This window comes from Cupriavidus basilensis (genome assembly GCF_000832305.1).
In the GTDB taxonomy this organism is placed as follows: Bacteria; Pseudomonadota; Gammaproteobacteria; order Burkholderiales; family Burkholderiaceae; genus Cupriavidus; species Cupriavidus basilensis_F.
Genome location: NZ_CP010537.1, coordinates 1,678,171 through 1,699,060 on the forward strand (window position 1 = coordinate 1,678,171; position 20,890 = coordinate 1,699,060).

The window sequence follows — 20,890 nt, forward strand, 5'->3', positions numbered from 1 at the left end:
AACCAGCTAAAACCCGGTCCCCGCGGCCAAAGCAGACCCCCGGACCCATGCTTCGATTGGAGAACATCATGAACACCAAGCTTTTTGCCAAGTCCCTGCTCACCGCCGCCACCCTCGCCGCAGCGTTCGCTGCTGGCCATGCCCAGGCCGCCGCAACCGTTACCGCCGACAAGTACGGCTATGAATACCGCACCCGCGACGTCTACAGCGATGGCGCCCGCAGCGGCAAGTTCGATGCTTTCACCGAAGGCGCGCGCGCGGGCAAGGCCGATCCGTTCACCGATGGTGCCCGCGTTGGCAAGACCGATCCGTACACGGAAGGCTTCCGTACCGTCGCAGGCCTGGATCGCAGCGGCGTGTCGTCCGAACCCAGCCGCAAGTTCGACCCGTACACCGACGGCGCCCGCAACGACAAGCGCAACCCGTACTTCGACGGTGCCCGTAGCGGCGCACGGGACGTGTACACCGACGGCGCAAGGGCCTGAGTCAAAACCGGTACCTCTCAGGTCTCGATGACCGAGGTGCCGGACTGCATGCATCACCCCGTGGCGTCACCGTAACGACGCGCGGATACCTGGAGCGCATCATGAACCGTTGGCAGAGTTTCCGGATGTTGGCAGGCTGGGCGCTGGTTTGCGTTGCCAGCGGTTCCATGGCCACCGTAGTGGCACAGGCACTGCCAGCCTGAGGGTCCCCGGGATCCACAGCATCCGTGGTAAAGAAGGCATAGCGCAGCGTCCTCACGCTGCCTGCGAATCGGCGCGCCCACTGTGGCGCGCCGAAGCTTTTTCCGGGCCGCTTGAGGCAGGGCAGGTCAATGCATTCTGTCTAGCTTGCCAGGCGCTTGCTCCATCCGCGCGCAATGCCCGTTGTGAGGGCGGTGCCGGCCAGGATCACGGCGCAGCCCGGCAGCATCGACGGGGTGATGCGCTCTCCCAGGAACAGCGCACCCCACAACACACCGAAGGCCGGGATCAGGAATAGCGCGGTCATTGCCCGCGCGGGTCCCGCCTTGGCGATCAAGCGAAAGAAGAGCACATAGGCCAGCGCGGTGCAGGCGGCGGTCAACGCGCCCAGCGCCAGCCACGCGTGCGCACTTGGCTGCGTGGCCGGCCACAGCCAGGCTGCAGGCGCGCACAGCAGCAGAGCCGATGCGAGCTGGCTGCCCGCTGCCACCGTCAGCGGCGGCACGTCCGCCAGGTACTTGCGGGTGAAGTTGGCGGAGAAGCCATAGAGCAGGGCAGCGGCCAGGCAGGCCAGCGCAGCCAGGCCGGCGGCCTTGCCCGCGGCGCCTTGCTGCAGCCCAGCCTTATCCCACACTAGCCACAACACGCCGGCGAAGCCCAGGGCCAGCCCGGCTATGCGCGGCGCTTCCAGGTTTTCACGCAGCCACAGCCAGCCGATCAGCGCGGTAAACAGTGGCGTGGCCGCGGTGAACATGGCGGAAAGCCCGGCGGGAATGGTCAGCGCGGCAAAGCTGAACAGCACGAAGGGCAGCGCGGAATTCGTGATCCCTACCACGGCGATTGCCCACCAGCGGCGGCGCAGGCAGGCCAGCCCGCCCCGCCAGGCCAGCAGCGGGAGCAGCAGCAGGGCCGCACCGCCGGCGCGCGCGCCCGCCAGCGGCACGGCGCCGAACTCACCCGCACCCAGACGGATAAACAGGTAGGAGGCGCCCCACAGGGCGGCCAGCGACAGCAACATCGAAAGCTCGGAGCGTTTCATTTCCAGGCACCTCATGGGGGATGACAGGGCCAGGATAAGACGGCAAACTGGTACCAGAAAAGAACCAGAAATTAGGAAATTTATGGATCCAGAGTTCGCCTTCCCGATCCGCTTGCCGGCACCCGGCTCGCGCCATTTGCTGCGTAGCCTGCACGGCCAGCTTAAGGAGGCAATCCTGGACGGGCGCCTGCGCCCCGGCTTGCGCCTGCCTGCTACGCGCGCGCTGGCCCAGGCCTGCGGCGTGTCGCGCAACACCGTGGTGGCCGCCTACGACCTGCTATTGAGCGAGGGCTATGTGGTGGCGCGCGATCGTGGCGGCACCTATGTGGCGGGGCTGTTGGCACCCGCGCGCGAGCCAGCCCCGCAGCCTGGCTCGCCCGGGGATGAGCGCCGGCTGGCCGCGTTCTGGCGCGCGCCGCCCTTGCCGCCTCGGGAAGCTTCGCCGCTGGTGCCGCGCTTTGATTTTCGCGTAGGCGTGCCCGGCCTGTCGGCATTCCGGGCAGACCTGTGGGGGCGCCTGACGGCGCGCGCAATGCGCACGATGGCCCATGCGCCGGTGGCCTATGCCGACCCGCAGGGGCAGCCCGCGTTGCGCGAGGCCATTGCCAGTCACGTCTCGTTCGCGCGCGCGGTCGCCTGCCAGGCTGGCGACGTGGTGGTCACGGCGGGCGCGCAGCAGGCCTTCGACCTGCTGGCCCGCGTGCTGGTGACGCCCGGGCGCACCGTGGTAGCGGTGGAGGACCCGGGCTACCCGCCGGCCCGCGCGGCCTTTGCCGCCGCCGGCGCCCGGATCGTGCCGGTGCCGGTGGACGCGCAAGGGCTGGTGGTGGACCGGCTGCCTGCCGATGCGCGGGTGATCTACGTCACGCCATCGCACCAGTTTCCCCTTGGCCATGCCATGTCAGCGGCGCGGCGCGCGGCCTTGCTTGCGTTCGCGCAGGCGCACGGCGCGGTCATCGTCGAGGACGACTACGATGGCGAGTTTCGCCACGGCGAGCGCCCGCTCGACGCCTTGCAGACCCTCGATCGCGCCGAATCCGTGTGCTACGTCGGGACATTCTCCAAGAGCCTGTTTCCTACGCTGCGGCTGGGCTTCGTGGTGGCCCCACGGTGGGCCCGCCAGGCGCTCACGCTGGCCAAGCAGTGCAGCGACTGGCATTGCGCTGCCACCGCGCAGGACACGCTCGCCGCGTTCATCGCCGAAGGGCACCTGGCGCGCCACGTTCGCAAGATGCGCCGGCTCTATGGCGTGCGCCGCCAACTGCTGCTGGATACGCTGCGCGCGGATTTCAGCGGCCGGCTCGATCCGGTGCCCTGCGCCGCCGGGCTGCATCTGGCCGCGCTATGCGTTGGCCATGCCGATCCAGAACCGCTGGCGCAGCGCGCGAGGGAGCAGGGCGTTGGGGTCTGGACCACGCAGGAGTACTACCTTGGCCCGCAGGATCGCCCGGGCTTGCTGTTCGGCTTCGGCGCGATCGACGAAGCGGGCATCGCGGCGGGGCTAAAGGCGCTGCGCAAGCTTTGGTGAGGGCCGGCGCGGTCGAGGCTGGATGCTCGGCACGCGAACCTATCACAGCGTGAGCATGGCCAGCCCGATGGCGCGAACTTCGCGCTAACTCCGCGGTGACCGCGGCGCCTTCTTCGGCGGCGCGCCAAGGGCGCCGGACGCGGCGGCCTGCACGATGCGGCGGAAGGTGGGGCATTCCATGTGGCTAGGCGCCGGACAGGCGGCGGCGTGGCGCAGGCCGTCGCGCATGGCGCTGAGCTTCCTGATCGTCCTGTCCAGTTCATCCGCCTTGGCCGCGAGCATTTGCCGGTCGATGCGCGGCTGCCCCTGCGGCGCGAACATGAGGGCAATTTCGTTGAGCGCGAAGCCGGCGGCGCGCCCCAGCGCGATCAGCGCCAGCCGTTCCAGCACGCCGGCATCGAACAGGCGGCGCAGCCCGCGCCTGCCGGTAGAGGCAATCAACCCCTTTTCCTCATAGAACCGCAGCGTCGATGCGGGAACGCCGGACTGCTGCGCCACTTCGGCTATGTCTAGGCTTTTCACCCTCTTGACCTCAAGTCAACTTGAACTGGCACAGTCTAGCTTCCGCTCCCTGGGGCAGCAAAGGAAAACGATCATGGATGTCACACAACGAGCCGAAAGCGAGCAGGCGGCGCTCTGGAGGGGCCGCTCCGGGCGCGCCTGGGTCGAGGCGCAGGCGCCGCTCGACCAGATGTTCAAGCCCTTCGAAGACCTGCTCGTCAAAGCGGCCTGCACCGGAGCCGGGCGCCGGGTACTGGATGTGGGCTGCGGTACCGGCGGCACCACGCTGGCCGTAGCGCGCCGGCTCGGCGCGAAGGGCCATTGCACCGGCGCCGACATTTCGGATCCGATGATCGCCGCCGCGCGGGCGCGCGCCGAACGCGAAGACATCACCGCACGCTTCATCCGCGCCGACGTGCAGAACCATGCCTTCGAGCCTGCAAGCTTCGATTTGATCATCTCGCGCTTTGGCGTCATGTTTTTCGACAACCCGGTCCTGGCCTTCAAGAACCTGCGCCGCGCCGCGCGGGACGGCGCAGATCTCTGCTTTGTCGCGTGGCGCAGTGCCGCGGAAAATCCGTTCATGACGACGGCCGAGCGCGCCGCTGCGCCGCTGCTGCCGAGCCTGCCCGCCCGCCGGCCAGGTGCGCCGGGACAGTTCTCCTTCGCGCACGGGCATCGGGTCTCTTCCGTGCTGGAGGAGAGCGGCTGGGCCGAGATCGACATCCGGCCGCTCGACGTGGAATGCACCTTCCCCGAGAGCGAACTGGTCGGCTACCTGTCCCGGCTCGGCCCCGTTGGCCTGATCTTGCAGGAGGCGGACGAGCGCACGCGCGCGCAAGTCATGGAAACGGTCCGCGCCGCCTTCGATCCCTATGTGCACGGCCCTGAGGTTCGCTACACCGCGGCTTGCTGGATGGTCCGCGCCCGGGCGCCTGCGTCAGCCGCGCCGAAGGAGGCAGCCAATGCCTGAGGCAGTCGACTATCTGATGTTTGCGCTGCTGATCGGTGCGGGCGCAACGGCGGTGATGGACATCTGGGCGGCCGCCCGCGAGCGGCTGCTCGGCATTCGGCCATTGGACTATGCGCTGGTGGGCCGCTGGCTCGCCCATCTGGTGCGCGGGCGTGTTTGTCACGACCCCATTGCGGCTTCCCCGTCCGTGCAGGGCGAGCGCCTCCTTGGCTGGATCGCCCACTACCTGATCGGCATTGCATTCGCGGCTACGCTGTTAGCTTTCTGGGGCCTTGGCTGGGCGCGTCATCCAACGCTTGGCCCGGCGCTGGTTGTGGGAATCGGCAGCGTGGCGGCACCGTTTTTCGTGATGCAGCCAGCCATGGGGGCGGGCATTGCCGCCAGCCGTACTCCGCGCCCGGGCGTCGCGCGCTTCCATAGCGTCGTCACGCACGGGATATTCGGCCTGGGCCTTTATGGGGCCGGTTGGCTGGCAAGTTGGCTGGACACGCTGGCATGGCGGAGTGTCTGGTAGCGCTTGCGTGCCCATCTGGTCCCCGATCCGATGGGCGCTGCCAAAAAGCGATTCAGCGGTTTATTCGCTTAATCCATCGAAACTATCCATTTACCTTATATTGCCGCGCTCCCTACACTTTGCGCCAACGCCCCCCTTAGCAGGGCGTACGACAAGAGAGGAGCAAGTATGGAGACCACCTTGGCGCGCCGCACGGCGGCGCTGGCGCTAGCTTTGCCGTTGCTCGCCTGCGGCGGCAACGATGACAGCGCGAACACGGGCACCGCCGCCACGTCTAATCCGGCGGCCACCCCGGGCATGACGCTGACCATCACCGCGCGGGAAGACATGCCCGGCACCTACGGCAACGCAGGCGCCTACGAAAAACTCACCGGCACGCTCAAGGGTGAGGTCGATCCCGCCGATGCGCATAACGCCATCATCCAGGACCTGGCGCTGGCTCCGGTGAATGGCCGCGGACTTGTGGAGTACACCACGGAATTCGTCATGCTCAAGCCCAAGGACATGAGCAAGGCGGGTGGCGTGCTGCGTTACGACGCGCCCAATCGCGGCAATATCCTGACCATGCCGAACCCCACCGCGGTGCCCGGGGATTCGCTTTACTTCGAGCGCGGCTACGTGCTGCTGTACTCGGCCTGGCAGGGCGATGTGCCGAAGAGCTCGGCGGCAAGGCTCACGCTGGCGGTGCCGGTGGCAAAGAACAAGGACGGCAGCAGCATTACCGGCCCGTATGCGGCGGAGCTGATCCCGAGCGTTGCCAGCCCGTCGATGAGCCTGCCGGGCGGCGTGTTCAACAGCACGATGATTCCCTATGCGCCGGCCAGCCTCGACAACACCTTGCCGGGCTACACGCTGACGCGGCGCATAAACGAGACCGACCCGCGCGTGGCGATTCCCGCCACGGACTGGAAGTTCGCCACCTGCGATAACGCAGGCAACCCCTTCCCAGGCAAGGCCGACGCTGCGAACATTTGCCTCAAGGGCGGTTTCGTTCCGGGCTACCTCTACGAGATCACCTACGTGGCGAAAGACCCGAAGGTGATGGGTGTGGGCCTGGCGGCGCTGCGCGACACCATTACGTTTTTCCGGCACCAGGCCGCGGATTCGGCGGGCACGCCCAATCCGGTGGCGGGCGCGGTGCGCTTTGCCATCGGGCAGGGCACCTCGCAATCTGGCAACGCGATGAAGACCTTCCTGCATCTTGGTTTTAACCAGGCACTGGATGGCAGCAAGGTGTTCGACGGCATCTACGCGCACGTGGCCGCGCGCCAGACCAATATCAACACGCGCTTCGCCGTGCCGGGCGGCGGCGGTGGCCTGCGCACCGACCATCGCGCTTTCGGGCAGACCGCGCCGCGCGGGCTGGCCGCCGACTACCAGGACACGCTGGCGGGCCGCACTGGCGGCGTCATGCAGCGCTGCACCGCTACGCAGACTTGCCCGAAGTTCTTCCTCGGCCTGTCGGGCACGGAGTTCTGGCAGTTGCAGGGCTCGCCGGTGCTGACCGATCCCTACGGCTTTGCCGACCTGAAGCAGCCTGACAATGCGCGCATCTACTACTACGCCAGCACGCAGCACGGCGGCAAGTCGCCGCTGATCAGCTACGCGCCAGCGTCGACGGTGTACCCGGCAGGGTCCATGGTCGATTTTGCCGATACCTTCCGCGCGCTGTTCGTCGCGCTGGAAGACTGGGTGGCTCGTGATGTCGCGCCGCCGGCCAGCCAGGTTCCGGCCATCGCCGATGGCACGCTGGTGCGGCCCGATCAGCTGACCTTCCCCGTGACCAAGGGCATTACCTGGGCCGGCGCGGGCAGCAATACAGCGATTCCCGCGCTGCAGTACCTGGCGCGCTATAACGGCTTCCCGCTGCTCGATTACGGCCCGACCTATCGCCCGCAGGATGAGTCCGGCATCCCGACCTTGCTGCCGCCGTCGTACATGGGGCGGGACTACGCCATCATGGTGCCGCAGGTGGATGCGCAGACCGGGCTGACCAAGGCCGGCATCCATGCCGTCGACGTGGACGCGCCAGTGGGCACCAGCCTGGAGTTCAACTACGTGGCCACGCCGGGCATTGTGGATCTGGTCAACCTGAGCGGCAGCTACATTCCCTTCCACAAGACCGAGGCCGCGCGCATTGCGGCTGGCGATACGCGGCCCTCGCTGGAGTCGCTCTACACCGACCAGGCCGGCTACGTGGCCAAGGTGCAGAGCGTGGCCGCCGGGCTGGTGGCCAGGCGCTTTTTGCTGCAGGCGGATGCCGACCGGCGCGTGGCGAGCGCGCAGGCGAATCCTGTGTTGCCCTGAGGGAAGGGGCATTTGAAGGGGCCGTGATGCGGCGGGCGGGGCGCTCCGCCGCGCCTAGCCCGGAAGCCTCGCTGCGGTTCCTGCGCCTTGCCATCCGGGCTCCGCGGCGAAGCGCTCCGCAAGGAAGTCCAGCATGGTGCGCAGGATTGCCGGCATTTGCCGGCGCGATGCGTAGATGCCGTGGATGCCAAGCGCCTGCGGTTGCCATCCGGGCAGCAGGGCCACCAGTTGCCCGCTGCGCAGCAGCGGTGCGGCGGAGTAGAGCGGCTGCATGGCAATGCCGGCGCCCGCCACGGCGGCGGCCAGCAGCACGCTCGATTCATTGGCGCTGAGGTTGCCCTGCACCGGCACCGCCAGCGTTTGCCCCGCGCGTTCCAGTTGCCACAGGCTCTTGCCGAAGTACGAGTAGGTAAGGCAGTTGTGCATGGCGAGGTCCTGCGCCTGGCGTGGCATGCCGTGGGCGGCGATGTAGGCAGGCGCGGCGCAGATCACCGAGGCGCAGCTTGCCAGCGGGCGCGCGATCAGGTTGGGGTCGAGGTCGTTGGTGATGCGGATCGCCAGGTCGATGCGGGCCTCCACCAGGTTGACCGCCTGGCTGCCGATATGCAGGTCGACGGCGGTTTCCGGATAGCGCTTCAGGTAGGCCGTCACGGCCGCGGCCAGCACGGACTCGGCCAGCGATTGCGCGCAACTGATGCGCAGCATGCCGCGCGGCATGCCCGCGCGCTCATGCTCGGGCCGCGCCATCTGGGCGGCGATCTCCAGCATCTGGCGGCAGCGCGCCAGCGCTTGCTCCCCGGCGGGCGTCAGGCTCAGGCTGCGCGTGGAGCGGTGCAGCAGGCGTTGCTCGGCCCAGGTTTCCATCTGCGCGAGATAACGGGTGACCATGGCGCGCGACATGTCCAGTGCCTCGGCGGCGGCCGTCATGCTGCCGCGTTCGGCAATGGCGACGAAGACTTCGGCGGCGGTGATGCGGTCCATGGAATGAGTTGGCCGGTGACGCTGCTGTAGCTTGTCGGCCTAGTTGATCGATTAATGCAACAAAGATGTTCATTCTATGGGGTTTTTGTACCGGTCTGTGCAAATTAAGCTGGCGGCTTCCTGGATCCCCAACCACGTGAGACTCCCGATGCCCTCCAGCCTGACCCTGAACCGATTCCTGCGCGGCCTTGCCGCAGCCTTGTGCCTGGGCATCGTCGCCAGCACGCCCGCGATGGCCGCAGCCGCGCTCAAGCTGGAGGTCTACAACCCCGGCACCAGGAGCATTTTCCCGGTCTCGTCCGAACTCGTCACCGGCGCGCACGACGCGGTGCTGATCGACGCGCAGTTCCAGCGCAACGACGCCGAGGCGCTGGTTGCGCGCATCCGCGCCAGCGGCAAGAACCTCACCACCATCTACATCAGCCACAGCGATCCGGATTTCTACTTCGGGCTGGACGTGCTCAAGGCCGCGTTCCCGGCGGCCAGGATCGTCGCCACGCCGCAAACGGTGGCGGCCATCCAGGCATCCATGGCGGGCAAGCAGGCTTACTGGACTCCGATCCTGAAGGACAATGCGCCCAAGGCGCTGGTGCTGCCCGAGCCGCTGGCCGGCAATGCCATCGAGCTCGAGGGCAGCAAGCTGGAAGTGCTGGGGCTGGACGGCCCGGCGCCGGAGCGCACGGTGGTGTGGATTCCGTCGCTCAAGACCGTGGCCGGCGGCGTGGTGGTCTTTGGCAAGAGCCACGTCTGGGTGGCCGATACGCAAACACCGGCCTCGCGCCAGCACTGGATCGCCATGCTCGATCGCATCGCGGCGAAGAAGCCAGCGCGGGTCGTGCCCGGGCACTATCTGGACGATGCGCCGCAGACGCTGGCGTCGGTGCGCTTCACGCGGGATTACCTGCGCACGTTCGAGCAAGAGGCGGCGCGCGCGCCGGATGCCAAGGCGCTGAGCGCGGCGATGCAAAAGCACTATCCGCAGCTGGGCGGCCTGGACTCGCTTGATCTGAGCGCCAAGGTCATCAAGGGCGAAATGCAGTGGCCTGCAAAATAACGGCTGCGCGCCAGGCCGCGTTTCGCGTTTCGCGATGCGCATGACGCCAGCATCAAATCTCAGGAAGCATTGATCATGTCCGGTCTCACCCTGCATTACATCTACGACCCGCTGTGCGGCTGGTGCTACGGCGCCGCGCCGCTGGTGCGTGCTGCGCGCGCCGTGCCTGGCCTCGCGCTCGCGCTGCACGGCGGCGGCATGCTCACGGGCGCCAACCGCCGCCGCATCACGGCGCAATGGCGCGACTACGTGATGCCGCACGACCGCCGCATCGCCGCGCTCACCGGCCAGCCGTTCGGCGAGCGCTATTTCGAAGGCTTGCTGCGCGACGAGAGCGCGGTGATGGACTCCGCTGCGCCCACCACCACGATCCTGGCCGCGCAGGCGCTGGGCGGCGTGCAGGCTGCTGCCGATCTGCTGGCGCGCCTGCAGCATGCGCACTACGTGGACGGCCTGCGCATTGCCGATGCGCAGGTGCTGGCCGATCTTGCCGGGCAGGCCGGACTGGACCCGCAGCGCTTTGCCGGCCTTTGCCTGGACATTGGCGGTGACAAGACGCAGGCGCATATGGCCGCCAGCCGCGCGCTGCTGAACCGTCTGGGCGGGCATGGCTTCCCCACGTTTGCGCTGCAAAAAGGCACCGATCAATTTGCGGTGCTGGACGTAGGCCCGTTCCTTGGCGACGCGGGTGCGTGGCAGGAGAGCCTGGCGCGGGCGGTTGCGCAGCAGGGCGCAAGCATGGAGGCGGACGGCCAGGATGGCGCCGGCGGCCCGGTTTGCGGCGCGCAGGGTTGCGCTTTGCCGGCGCAAGGGTAAATTTCGCGCCCGCATTGCCGTTATACCAATCGACGTCCCGGCACACAGGCTGCGCCGGTTCCGTCGATTGTCGTTTGCGCGCGGCTTGTCCTTTCGTCTGGATGAGCGCTGCGCGAGACGGCATCGACCCTACACCCGCACCCTGCATGCCGCACATCCAAGGCCCTCCCGGCGAGACCGAACTTTTTCGCACGCTTGTACTCGGCGTGACCGATTACGCTATCTACGCGCTGGATCCCGCTGGAACCGTGAGCAGTTGGAACCCCGGTGCGCAGCGAGCCAAGGGATACACCCGGGATGAAATCGTGGGCGCGCATTTCTCGTGCTTCTACACGCCGGAGGATCGCGCTGCGGGGTTGCCCGAGCAGGCGTTGCGGCAAGCGCGCGAGGCAGGCCGCTTCGCGGCGGAAGGCTGCTGGCGCTTGCGCAAGGATGGTTCCCGCTTCTGGGCCCATGTGCTGATCACGCCGATCTTCGATCGCAAGGGCAAGCAGCTTGGCTATGCCAAGGTCACGCGCGACATGACGCAGCAAAAGGCCGACGCCGAGCGCATTGCGGAGGTGACACGCACGCTGGACCTGGCGCTGGAGAACATGTCGCAGGGGCTGTGCCTGTTCGATCCGCATGGCACGATCATCCTGATCAATCGCCGCATGGACGAGATATTTCGCGGCGCGGGCGCGGCGCTGGTGCCAGGCGCGGATTTTCTCACCCTGTGCCGCGCGATGGCGGGTGCGCGCGAGCGCGAAATCGCAGCACCGGGCGTGCTTGCCATCCGCCTTGGCGGCAATGCGCAGGCCGAGGCCGGCCAGCCCGAAGACCGGGCCGAGCAATACGCGCAGGCGCTTTGCGAGCGGCACCGCGAGATCCTGCGCCGCCACCAGCAATGGCGCAGCGTGGAGGCGTTGCCCGACGGGCGCGCCATAGCGCTGTCGCACAGCGTCATGGCTGACGGCTCGTGGGTGACCACCTGCGAGGACGTGACCGAGCAGCGCCGCATCGAAGCCAAGATCCAGTACATGGCGCGCCACGACGGGCTCACCGGCCTGCCCAACCGCAGCTATTTCAACGACTACCTGGACGAAGAACTGCAGCGCGCGCAGAAGCAGGGCACCCGGGTGGCAACGCTCGGCATCGACCTGGATTGCTTCAAGGAAATCAACGACCTGCACGGGCATGCGGCCGGCGACACCGTGCTGCGGGCGGTGTCCCAGCGCATCGCCAGCCAGCTGGAGCCGGGCGAGTTCATCGCCCGCATCGGCGGCGATGAGTTCATTGCCGTGAAGCGTTTCGAGCGGCAGGCCGAGCTGAGCGACTTCAGCGCGCGCCTGGTGACATGCGTGAGCGAGCCGGTGCGGCTCGATGGCTTCGACCTGACCACGGGCGCGAGCATCGGGATTGCGATCTATCCCGGCGACGGCACCCATCGCGACCAGCTGGTCAGCAACACCGACCTGGCGATGTACCGCGCCAAGGGCAGCTTGTCCGAATCGATCTGCTTCTACGAAAGCCGGATGGACGAGGCCGAGCGCGAACGGCGCGCGCTGGCCGGCGAGCTGTGGACCGCCATTGCCGCCAACCAGTTCGTGCTGGACTACCAGGTGCAGACCGCCATTGCCAGCGGCGAGGCCATCGGCTGCGAGGTGCTGTTGCGCTGGCATCATCCCGAACGCGGGCTGATCGCGCCCGACAGCTTCATCCCCCTGGCCGAAGAGTGCGGCGCCATCCTGCCGATCGGCGAATGGGTGCTGCGCACCGCATGCCAGCAAGCCGCGCAGTGGACGTTCCCGCGCAAGATCTCGGTCAACCTGTCGCCGGTGCAGATCACCCACGGCAACCTGGTCACGCTGGTGGCGCAAGTGCTGGAGGAGACCGGGCTGGCGGCTGGACGGCTGGAACTCGAAATTACCGAGTCGACCATCATCGGCGACAAGGAACGGGCGCTCGACATATTGCGCCGCATCAAGGCGCTGGGCGTGACCATTGCCATCGACGATTTCGGCACGGGCTACTCGTCGCTCGACACCTTGCGCTCTTTTCCGTTCGACAAGATCAAACTGGACCGCACCTTCATCGCGGAAATTTCCGACAGCCAGCAGGCCAAGGCCATCATCCGCGCCATTCTGGCGCTGGGCCAGAGCCTGGCGATCCCGGTGCTGGCCGAAGGCGTGGAGACCGACGAGCAGCTCAGCCTGCTGCAGGCCGAGGGCTGCGACGAGGCGCAGGGATTCCTGCTCGGGCGCCCGCAGCCGCTCGAGCATTTCCGCCGCGCCCACGCCGTGGTCGGGCCGCGGCTGGTAACGGCGCAGACACCGGAACGCTAGGCGGCGCATCCGGCGCATGCGATGCATCCTGCGCGCGTGTCGTGATCTGTGCGCTTCACCGCGGTCCCGTCCGCACGCGGCGCCTTTGCGCGGCGGTGGAACTCGCCCGCGCGCCAGCCACTCTCATTGCTTGTTGGCAGCCAACCGCGCTGCCGCACGGGTAAAAACCGGGAGTGGCCGTGGCACCACGCATCACCATCGAAGGCGGCCACCCGGCCGGCCAGCCTCATGTGCGCGAGGTGGGCGACCCCACCGGTGGCCAGACGCTCGCCCCGCACCGCTTGGCAGGCTGTGCGCACGCCGATCCGCTCACGCCCGCCGATCGCTACCAGGAGTTGTTCGTGGCGGTGCAGATGGGGCGCATTTTTCCCGACAGCAAGACCTTCACCGACGCCATGCCCCGGCAGGACCCGGCCACCATCCTGGCCGCCTACCGCGCTCGCGCCGGCGCTGCCGGCTTCGACCTTGCCGCCTTTGTGCACGCGCATTTCGCGCTGCCCGAAGTGCCGCGGAGCTGCTACGAGTCCGACCCCAACCAGCCGCTGGCCGACCATATCGACGGGCTGTGGGCGGTGCTGACCCGGCATCCCGCGCAGCACCCGCCGCAATGCTCGCTATTACCGCTGCCGCACCCCTACGTGGTGCCGGGCGGGCGTTTCTCCGAGCTTTACTACTGGGATTCGTACTTCACCATGCTGGGCCTGGCCGCCAGCGGGCAGGGCGGCTTGTTGCGCGGCATGGCGGAGAACTTCTCCTACCTGCTTGATACCTATGGCGTGATCCCCAACGGTACCCGCAGCTACTACCTGAGCCGCTCGCAGCCGCCGGTGTTCGCGCTGATGGTGGAGCTGTTCGAGGACCAGGGCGTGCAACCCGAGCTGGGTTTCCTGCCACAGTTGCGCAAGGAGTACGCTTTCTGGATGCGGGGCGCCGACTGCCTTGCGCCGGGGCAGGCATGCCGGCGGGTGGTCAGGCTGGCCGACGGCAGCCTGCTGAACCGCTACTGGGACGAGCGCGATACCCCGCGCGAGGAAGCCTTTATCGAAGACACCGGCACGGCCGCATTGGCGGCGCGGCCGGCCGCCGAGGTATTCCGCGACCTGCGCGCCGCAGCCGAATCGGGCTGGGACTTCAGCTCGCGCTGGCAGGAACCCGGCGGCGGGCTGGAGACGGTTCGCACCACGGCGATCCTGCCGGTGGATCTCAATTGCCTGTTGTTCAAGCTGGAGCACAAGCTCGCCGAACTGGCCCAGGCCGCCGGCGATGCCGACGCACCGGTCTTCGCCCAGCGCGCGCAGGCCCGCCGGGAGGCCATCGACCGGCTCATGTGGCGCGAGGCCGAGGGCGCCTACTTCGATTTCGACTGGCAACGCCACCACGCCCGCGCCAACCTGACGGCGGCGACCGTGGTGCCGCTCTACGTCGGCGCGGCCACCCCCGCGCAGGCGGCGCGAGTGGCGCAAACCGTGGCCGCGAGGCTGCTGCAGCCCGGCGGCATTGCCACCACGGAGCGCGTCAGCGGCCAGCAGTGGGACCTGCCCAACGGCTGGGCGCCGCTGCAATGGCTGGCGATTGGCGGGTTTGCGTGCTGCGGGCAAGCGGCGCTTGCGCACGAGATCGCCCATCGCTGGCTGGTGACCGTGGCAAGCCTTTACCAGCGTGAGTACAAGCTGGTGGAGAAATACGCCCTGCAGCCCGGAGAAGATGGCGCGGTAGGCGGCGGGGGCGGCGAGTATCCGCTGCAGGACGGCTTTGGCTGGACCAACGGTGTGGTGCGCAGGCTGCTGCAGGACCACCCTGCGCATGTGGCGTGCCGCTGCCGCGCGGGCGTGAAGTCCGTGCATCCATGAAAGCGTGAAGGCATGAGGGCATGGTTTCAGCGATGGCTGGCACTGGTTGTTGCCAGCCACCGCGCCACCGCGGCAGCCAGCCAGGCTGGATCGTCGTGCGGCAAATCGTGCCCCGCCCAGGGATGGCGGCGGTGCTGCGCGCCCCAAGCTTCGGCCAGGCGCGCGGAGCACACCGGGTCGACCAGATGATCCGCCGCCGACGACAGTACCAGCGTCGGGCAGGCCGGCGGCGCACCCGGCGCGTGATAGCGTGCCGCGGCCCACAGCTGGCGCAGGGCGTTGGCCCGGCGTACCGGTGCGCTGCCGCGAATCGCGCACCATTGCGCTACATCCGTCGCGAAGGCCGCGCTCGCGTTGCAGGTCAGCCGGTAGATGATGCGCTCGCAGTAAGGGGCGTTGTGCCAGCGCAGCGCCATGCCAAAGAGCGCCGGCCAGTTGCGCGGTGGCAGCCGCTCGGCCACGCTGCAAAAGGGCCGCATGCTGGTGTTGATCAGCACCAGCGCGCCGATCTCCTCGGGGTGCTGCCGCGCCCACTGCGCCGCCACCATGGCGCCCAGCGACATCGCCAGCAGCCGGTATGGCTGCGCCAGCCCCTGCCTGGCGGCACGCTCGCGCAGGAACGCCACCATGGCAGCCACGTTGGCTGGCGCGCGCCCGGCCGCCTCAACGCCATTGCCAGGCAGGTCCAGCATGGTGACGGGTCCGATACCAGCGTGGGTCTGCAGCACGCCCGGCAAGACGCCCCAGTGGCGGGTTTCGCGCGTCAGGCCGCGCAGCAATATCCAGTCGCTCATTCGGGCGGCCCCCAGGGCCACTGCGCGTTGGCGCGGTCGAGCAATTCCTGGCGGCGTTGCCCGCGTGGCAGCCAGCGCTCGGGCGCATAGGCCACGCGGGCGAGGAAATCCAGCAGGTTGGCATGCCGGCGCAGCACGCGCGCGGTGCGGTGCGCCTTGACCGGGTTGAAGAATCCCTGGCGCGAGAACAACTGGCGGGGATTCTTCTTGATCCACAGCCAGGAACCCAGCTCCAGCGTCATCGGCAGAAAGATATTGCCTGGCGGCGTGTGGTCGTAGGCCCAGTCCCACAGGTCGCCGTGCAGCAGGTATTGGCAGCTCTGCGGCTCGAAGGCATAGCCATGGTGGGGATGTGCCTGCTCGAGCATGGTCTTGAGGGCAAACATCTCAGGCAGGTGCGGCATCGGCGCGGCGGTGCGCGCGTAGGGAAACCAGATGCTGTCGCTCCAGCCGTAGCCCGAGTGGCAATCCAGCGCGAAGCTCAAGGGCCGGCCCTGCAACTGCTGCGCCACGACTTGCAGCATGGCAGTGCTTTCCGCCTCCATGGGCGCACCGAGCTTGCCGCGGTACCACGGCAGCCACGCCCCCACGCGCTGGCCGCCAGCCAGCGGCGGCACCCGGCCAACCGCGTCCTGCGGCGCGTTGCGCATCAGGTCCACGCCATTGGGGTTGGCGCGCGCGCCCGCCCACATGCCGCCCGGGTTGACGATCGGCATGAACAGCAGCCGCACGGATTGCAGCTGGCGCTCCAGCAGTTCGTCCCACTCCAGGCGCCACAGCAGCATGCGCATGTAGTCGAGCAGCAGATGCGTGCCGATGCGCTCCAGGCCATGGATGCCGGCAAAAAAACCGATGGCGGGCGCATGCGGATCGTTCGACCCGATGCTGGCGGTGTACAAGGGAAAGCACTGGCCGCCTGCCTGCACCTCCCCGACGCGGCAGGCATCCAGGCGGCTGGCGCCGGCTTCCAGGATGCCCTCCAGTTGCTGCATTTCAGCAAAACTGCCTGCGTTGGGTGGCTGCGCCATGGGCGAGGGCGGCTCCTTGGGGGCGATGCGACGGTCGATTGTCAGGGCTTCAACGTCAATATAGGCGCTGGCGGCCGGTCGGGTTACAAAAGCGTGCCCGCCATCATCCCCCGGTTTTGTGAAAGCCCCGTGACTGGCGCCGGGTGTCACCGGTGTCAGGCCGTGGCCAGCGCCGGCTCGGCCGAAGCAAACAGCATCAGCAGGGGCCAGCCGCGCGTGTTGGCCAGCGCGCGCAGCGCGGCATCCGGGTTGGTGGCCACCGGGTGGCTCACGGCTTCGAGCAGCGGAATGTCGTTGCGCGAGTCGCTGTAGAACACGGTGCGCTCGAAGTGCGCCCACGCCATGCCGAGCGATTCCAGCCACTGCGCCACGCGTGCGATCTTGCCCACCCCGAAGCTCGGCACGCCGTCTACCGCACCCGTGAAATTGCCCGACGCGTCGCGTGCGGCCTCCACCGCCAGCAGGTGCGCCACGCCCAGCGCCTCGGCGATCGGCTCGGTGACGAAGCGGCAGGTGGCGGTGACGATGCAGCACAGATCGCCGGCGTCCTGGTGCGTGGCCAGCAGCGCGCGCGCCTCGGGGCGGATGGCCGGCGCGATCACGTCGCGCATGAAGCCGCTGCGCAGGCCCTCCAGCTGTGCGTGTGGATGACGCGCCAGCAGGCCCAGGGCGAAGGCGGCGTGGCGGTGGATGTCCAGGCGTCCGGCGCTGTACTCGGCCAGCCACAGCGCGTTGTTGGCCTCGACTTCGGCGGCATCCGCCGCGCCGGCCTCCACCAGGTAGCGTGCCCATTCATATTCGCTATCCAGCGGTAGCAAGGTGTGGTCGAGGTCAAACAAGGCAAGGCAGGACATGCGCCGTCTCCGGTCGGAAAAGCGGCAAGGATGCCCATCGGCAATGACCCACGGATGAAGCGCGGCGCAAGAATCCCGATACGGCTATCAGGGATTTTTGCCGCCTTTGGCGAAATTGCCGAGGCCGCCGGGGTTGCCGGGGTTGCCCATGGCGCCTACGCTGCCTTGCACGGCGCGAGGCAATCCAGGAAGGCCCCGATCAGCCGCGTATGCGTGCGGCCCTGCAGGCAATAGAGGTATTCGTGCAGCACGGGCGGATGGCTGGCAAACGGCACAACGCACAGCGCCGGGTCGCGCGGCACTTCCCCCAGCGGCACCACGCTTGCGCCAAGGCCCCGGCGAATGGCTTCGTAGATGGCTTCGCGGCTGCCGATGACGGTGCTGGCCGGCAGCGGCAAGCCGGCGCCGTCCAGCGCGGTCTCGGTGGCCTTGCGCGTCATCGACCCGTGCTCGCGGATCAGCAGGTGGCAGGTTGCCAGCTGCGCCAGGCTGACGCTGGGCGCGCGCGCCAGCGGATGGGCGGGGTTGACCACCAGCACCATTGGGTCGGTGGCCAGCGTGATGCGGGCCAGCCGATCGTCCTCGACGGCGTGCGAGGAAACAGCGACGTCGATGCGGTACTCGATCAGCGCATCCAGCATCTGCTGCGAGTTGCCGATATCGATGCTGATCTCGATGGCGGGATAGCGCTCGCGAAACGCGGCTACGCTCTTCAGGATGTAATAGGGCCCGGTAGCGCCAATGCGCAGATGGCCGAGATGCAGGTTGCCGGCATTGCGCAGCAGGAAATCCGCGCTGCCTTCGTGCTGCATCAACTGTTCCACCACCGGCATCAGGGCCACGCCGACGTCGCTCAGGTCGACCCGGCCAGCGCGCCGGTAGAACAGCTCCACGCCGTAGTTCTCTTCCAGCTGGCGGATGCGGCCCGTGACCGTGGGCTGGCTTACGCGCAGTTGCTTGGCGGCAGTGGTGATGCTGCCTTGCCGTGCCACTTCATAGAACGTCGTCAGCAGGTCGCCGAGCATGGGGGGTTTCCGTGGGAATAAGGCAAGCGCGCCAGTCTAGCGGCGTTTTATGACAGTTCATGTGACAGCGCACCATCGCGCCGCCGTTGGCGCGGCAGTGCGATGGTGCAAAGGATGGAAAGCGCGGGCGGCGGCAGGAGCAGGTGCTCCTGCCGCCGCCCGGCTTCGCTCAGGGCACGGCCCGTGCGGGCTTGCCCAGCGCCGGGTCGGACACCCCGTCGGCGCCGGTTTCCAGGCGGCCGGCAAAGCGGCGCCGGAAGCTGCCCTGGGTGGTGGTCACGACGAAGTCATACCAGTTGCCCTGCAGGCCCACCGGCCAGTGCTGGTCGAGCTGCTTGCCGGCCGGAATGTCGAAGGTCCAGGGGCCGTCTTCGCGGTAGGCGGCGGGCGTGACGGTGAAGGTGCAGGCCTTGGCGCCGGTGTTGATCATGGTCAGGTAGACGGCGGCATTGGCGATGTCGTAGCACACCCGGATTTCCGGCGCGGTGCCGCCCGCGGCGACCACGGTGCTCACGTCGCCCTGGAAGGCGCGATGAAAGCCGTTCGGGCCCAGCACCCACAGGTCGTATTTGCCGTTGTCAGCGGTGAAGACGTCCCAGCTGTCATTGACCTGTTTGCCCGGCTCGACCGCATAGCGGCGCGGCACGCGGTCCAGGTGCAGGCGGTCGTACACGTGGAAGACGGCGGCGGCGGTGCCGGTGTTGCTCAGCAGCAGCCACATGGCCTTGGCGCCCGGATCCTCGCGGCCGCTCACATGCAGCTCGTAGGGCAGCGCGCGCGAGGGCCGCGTGCCCACCGGCTGGGTGGCCGGGTTGGCGGTCTGGAAGGCGACGGTCGGCAGCGCAACCGGTGCCATGCCTTCCTGATCCGTGCGCACCTTGTCGGCAACGGTCTTGGTGCGGTTGGGGATCACAGGCAGCGCCGCGCTGTTCGGGCTGACGAAGTTGAACGCTGACAGCATGTCGCCGCAGATCGCGCGGCGGTATGGGCTGATGTTGGTCTCAGCCACACCGAAGCGTGCCTCCAGGAAACGCAGCACCGAGGTGTGGTCGAACACCTGCGAGTTGACCCAGCCACCGCGGCTCCACGGCGAGACCACGTACATCGGCACGCGCGGGCCAGGGCCGTAGGGATGCATGTCGGTGTGGTACTCACCGTCGGTGGCGACGGTGGACTTGCCGGCGAGCACGCCGTTGGCGTCGTAGGCAGGCGCGCAGGGTGGCGGCACATGGTCGAAGAAGCCGTCGTTCTCGTCGAAGTTGATCAGGAGCACGGTCTTGCTCCAGACGGCCGGGTTGGCCGTCAGCGCATTGAGCACTTCCTGCGTGTACCAGGCGCCTTGCACCGGGCTGGACGGCCCCGGGTGCTCGGAGTAGGTCGCCGGCGCCACGATCCACGATACCTGCGGCAGGCTGCCCGCGGCGATGTCGTCCTTCAGCGCTTGCAGGAAGCCGCCGTCCGGCATGGTGTTGCCGATGCCCTTGATAAGCGGGTTGATGACGTCGTCGGCGATGGTATAGGCCGGGTAGGGGCTGCCGTTGGACGTATTGCCCCGCGCCTCGTTGGCCTTGCGGTACTGCACGAAGCCAGCCAGCGGGTTGTCGGTGAAGTTGTCCGGCATGTTCTGGTACAGCTTCCAGCTTACGCCCGCCGCCTGCAGGCGTTCTGGATACGTGGTCCAGCGGTAGCCGCCGGTGGAAGCGCCCATGGAGTCGCCACTGTTGTCGATCACCGGGCCGCCATTGGCACCGGTGGGGTCGTTGGTGCCGGTCCAGTGGAACAGGCGGTTGGTGTTGGTGCCACCATGGAAGCCGCAGTGGTAGGCGTCGCACAGCGTGAAGGCGTTGGCGAGTGCGAACTGGAAGTCCAGCTCGGTCTGGGTGTAGTAGCCCATCGACTGGGTGTTCTTGTAGGTGGGCCACTTGTTCATGCGGCCCAGGTCCCAGGCATTCTGGGCGTCGGGGTAGCTGTGCGGCGTGCCGCTGACGCGTTGCGCATTGCCGGCCGTGCTGTCGAGGTGGTAAGGCTGCACGATGCGGTTGGTGTAGGCCTGCTGCCAGACGTTGAGGCCGCCGGCCAGCGGGATCGGGAAACGATCGCCGAAGCCGCGCACGCCCTGCAGGGTGCCGAAGTAATTGTCGAAGGAGCGGTTTTCCTGCATCAGGATCACCACGTGCTCCACGTCGCGGATGGTGCCGGTGGCGTTGTTGGCGGGAATCGCCAGCGCGCGCCGGATCGACGGCGGGAAGGCGGCCAGCGCCGCGGTGGCGGCGGCGCTGCCGCCGGCCATCTTGAGGAAATTGCGTCTGCTGTGAAGGCTCATCTTGGTTTTTTTGCTGGACTGTTCGGTTCGTGCGGTGCGCAGGGCTGGCGCCCTGCGGTGCGCTGCAGTTAGGGACGGGTCGTCGCTATTCGCGGCTGCTCGTTAAGGCGCGCAGCGCAGCTGCGGCGTGGCTGCGGGCGGCTGCCCGGGCTGCCCGGGCTGCGCCGGATCGGCGGGCTTGTCATTGGAGTCGCCGCCGCAAGCCGTCAGCGTGGCGCACAGCACCAGTGCCGCCAGCCAGCCCGGCTGCGCGAAGAAAGAGATTGAAGGCTTCATGATCACGTTTGCTCTCG

Annotated in this window: 18 protein-coding genes; 9 read left to right on the plus strand and 9 right to left on the minus strand. The window is 68.0% G+C overall.

Annotated elements, in window-relative coordinates:
- The first annotated feature begins 68 nt into the window (after positions 1 to 68).
- On the plus strand, positions 69 to 485 hold the full coding sequence (locus RR42_RS28175; protein ID WP_043354819.1) for a hypothetical protein: 417 nt from the start codon (positions 69 to 71) through the stop codon (positions 483 to 485).
- A gap of 343 nt (positions 486 to 828) precedes the next feature.
- Here RR42_RS28175 and RR42_RS28180 read toward each other — a convergent pair whose 3' ends face one another.
- On the minus strand, positions 829 to 1,725 hold the full coding sequence (locus RR42_RS28180) for a DMT family transporter (RefSeq protein ID WP_043354820.1): 897 nt from the start codon (positions 1,723 to 1,725) through the stop codon (positions 829 to 831).
- Between the two features lie 82 nt (positions 1,726 to 1,807).
- Between RR42_RS28180 and RR42_RS28185 the strand changes: the two genes are divergently transcribed.
- Positions 1,808 to 3,253, plus strand: coding sequence for a PLP-dependent aminotransferase family protein (locus tag RR42_RS28185; protein ID WP_043354822.1), 1,446 nt, complete (start codon positions 1,808 to 1,810; stop codon positions 3,251 to 3,253).
- An 84-nt stretch (positions 3,254 to 3,337) separates the two neighbouring features.
- Here RR42_RS28185 and RR42_RS28190 read toward each other — a convergent pair whose 3' ends face one another.
- On the minus strand, positions 3,338 to 3,775 hold the full coding sequence (locus RR42_RS28190; RefSeq protein ID WP_043354824.1) for a helix-turn-helix domain-containing protein: 438 nt from the start codon (positions 3,773 to 3,775) through the stop codon (positions 3,338 to 3,340).
- A 73-nt stretch (positions 3,776 to 3,848) separates the two neighbouring features.
- Between RR42_RS28190 and RR42_RS28195 the strand changes: the two genes are divergently transcribed.
- The 3 genes from RR42_RS28195 (at position 3,849) to RR42_RS28205 (ending at position 7,548) form a co-directional block, all read left to right on the plus strand.
- A complete protein-coding gene (locus RR42_RS28195) occupies positions 3,849 to 4,727 on the plus strand; it encodes a class I SAM-dependent methyltransferase (protein ID WP_043354825.1) in 879 nt (292 codons plus the stop codon).
- Positions 4,720 to 5,241 carry a DUF2938 domain-containing protein gene (locus RR42_RS28200; protein WP_043354827.1) on the plus strand — a complete coding sequence of 174 codons (522 nt, stop codon included), beginning with the start codon at positions 4,720 to 4,722 and terminating at the stop codon, positions 5,239 to 5,241. The genes RR42_RS28195 and RR42_RS28200 overlap by 8 nt, the downstream gene beginning before the upstream one ends.
- A 168-nt stretch (positions 5,242 to 5,409) precedes the next feature.
- Positions 5,410 to 7,548, plus strand: a complete 2,139-nt coding sequence (locus RR42_RS28205; protein ID WP_043354829.1) for an alpha/beta hydrolase domain-containing protein — start codon at positions 5,410 to 5,412, stop codon at positions 7,546 to 7,548.
- A 54-nt stretch (positions 7,549 to 7,602) separates the two neighbouring features.
- Here RR42_RS28205 and RR42_RS28210 read toward each other — a convergent pair whose 3' ends face one another.
- Positions 7,603 to 8,529, minus strand: coding sequence for a LysR family transcriptional regulator (locus tag RR42_RS28210; protein WP_043354831.1), 927 nt, complete (start codon positions 8,527 to 8,529; stop codon positions 7,603 to 7,605).
- Between the two features lie 148 nt (positions 8,530 to 8,677).
- Here RR42_RS28210 and RR42_RS28215 point away from each other — a divergent pair, with 148 nt between their 5' ends.
- The 4 genes from RR42_RS28215 (at position 8,678) to treF (ending at position 14,573) form a co-directional block, all read left to right on the plus strand.
- Complete coding sequence (locus RR42_RS28215) at positions 8,678 to 9,583, plus strand: MBL fold metallo-hydrolase (protein WP_043354833.1); 906 nt, start codon at positions 8,678 to 8,680, stop codon at positions 9,581 to 9,583.
- A 75-nt stretch (positions 9,584 to 9,658) separates the two neighbouring features.
- Positions 9,659 to 10,399, plus strand: a complete 741-nt coding sequence (locus RR42_RS28220) for a DsbA family protein (protein WP_043358125.1) — start codon at positions 9,659 to 9,661, stop codon at positions 10,397 to 10,399.
- Between the two features lie 146 nt (positions 10,400 to 10,545).
- Positions 10,546 to 12,723, plus strand: a complete 2,178-nt coding sequence (locus RR42_RS28225; protein WP_043354835.1) for an EAL domain-containing protein — start codon at positions 10,546 to 10,548, stop codon at positions 12,721 to 12,723.
- A gap of 179 nt (positions 12,724 to 12,902) precedes the next feature.
- Positions 12,903 to 14,573 (plus strand): alpha,alpha-trehalase TreF, encoded by a 1,671-nt coding sequence (treF, locus tag RR42_RS28230; protein WP_236702215.1) that lies wholly within the window; start codon positions 12,903 to 12,905, stop codon positions 14,571 to 14,573.
- Positions 14,574 to 14,599: 26 nt separating this feature from the next.
- Here treF and RR42_RS28235 read toward each other — a convergent pair whose 3' ends face one another.
- The 6 genes from RR42_RS28235 to RR42_RS40770 all read right to left on the minus strand — a co-directional run bounded on the left by RR42_RS28235 (position 14,600) and on the right by RR42_RS40770 (position 20,873).
- Positions 14,600 to 15,367, minus strand: coding sequence for an alpha/beta fold hydrolase (locus RR42_RS28235; RefSeq protein WP_043354836.1), 768 nt, complete (start codon positions 15,365 to 15,367; stop codon positions 14,600 to 14,602).
- Positions 15,364 to 16,395, minus strand: a complete 1,032-nt coding sequence (locus tag RR42_RS28240; RefSeq protein ID WP_043354837.1) for a M14 family zinc carboxypeptidase — start codon at positions 16,393 to 16,395, stop codon at positions 15,364 to 15,366. The genes RR42_RS28235 and RR42_RS28240 overlap by 4 nt, the downstream gene beginning before the upstream one ends.
- A 155-nt stretch (positions 16,396 to 16,550) precedes the next feature.
- Complete coding sequence (locus RR42_RS28245) at positions 16,551 to 17,249, minus strand: HAD family hydrolase (protein ID WP_043354839.1); 699 nt, start codon at positions 17,247 to 17,249, stop codon at positions 16,551 to 16,553.
- Between the two features lie 155 nt (positions 17,250 to 17,404).
- Positions 17,405 to 18,274: a LysR substrate-binding domain-containing protein gene (locus tag RR42_RS28250; protein WP_043354841.1), complete on the minus strand. Its 870-nt coding sequence runs from the start codon at positions 18,272 to 18,274 to the stop codon at positions 17,405 to 17,407.
- Positions 18,275 to 18,443: 169 nt separating this feature from the next.
- Positions 18,444 to 20,597 (minus strand): phosphocholine-specific phospholipase C, encoded by a 2,154-nt coding sequence (locus tag RR42_RS28255; RefSeq protein ID WP_043354842.1) that lies wholly within the window; start codon positions 20,595 to 20,597, stop codon positions 18,444 to 18,446.
- A gap of 102 nt (positions 20,598 to 20,699) precedes the next feature.
- The gene (locus tag RR42_RS40770; protein WP_173430733.1) at positions 20,700 to 20,873 is read right to left on the minus strand and encodes a hypothetical protein; all 174 of its coding nucleotides are present in this window, start codon (positions 20,871 to 20,873) and stop codon (positions 20,700 to 20,702) included.
- Between the last annotated feature and the right edge of the window lie 17 nt (positions 20,874 to 20,890).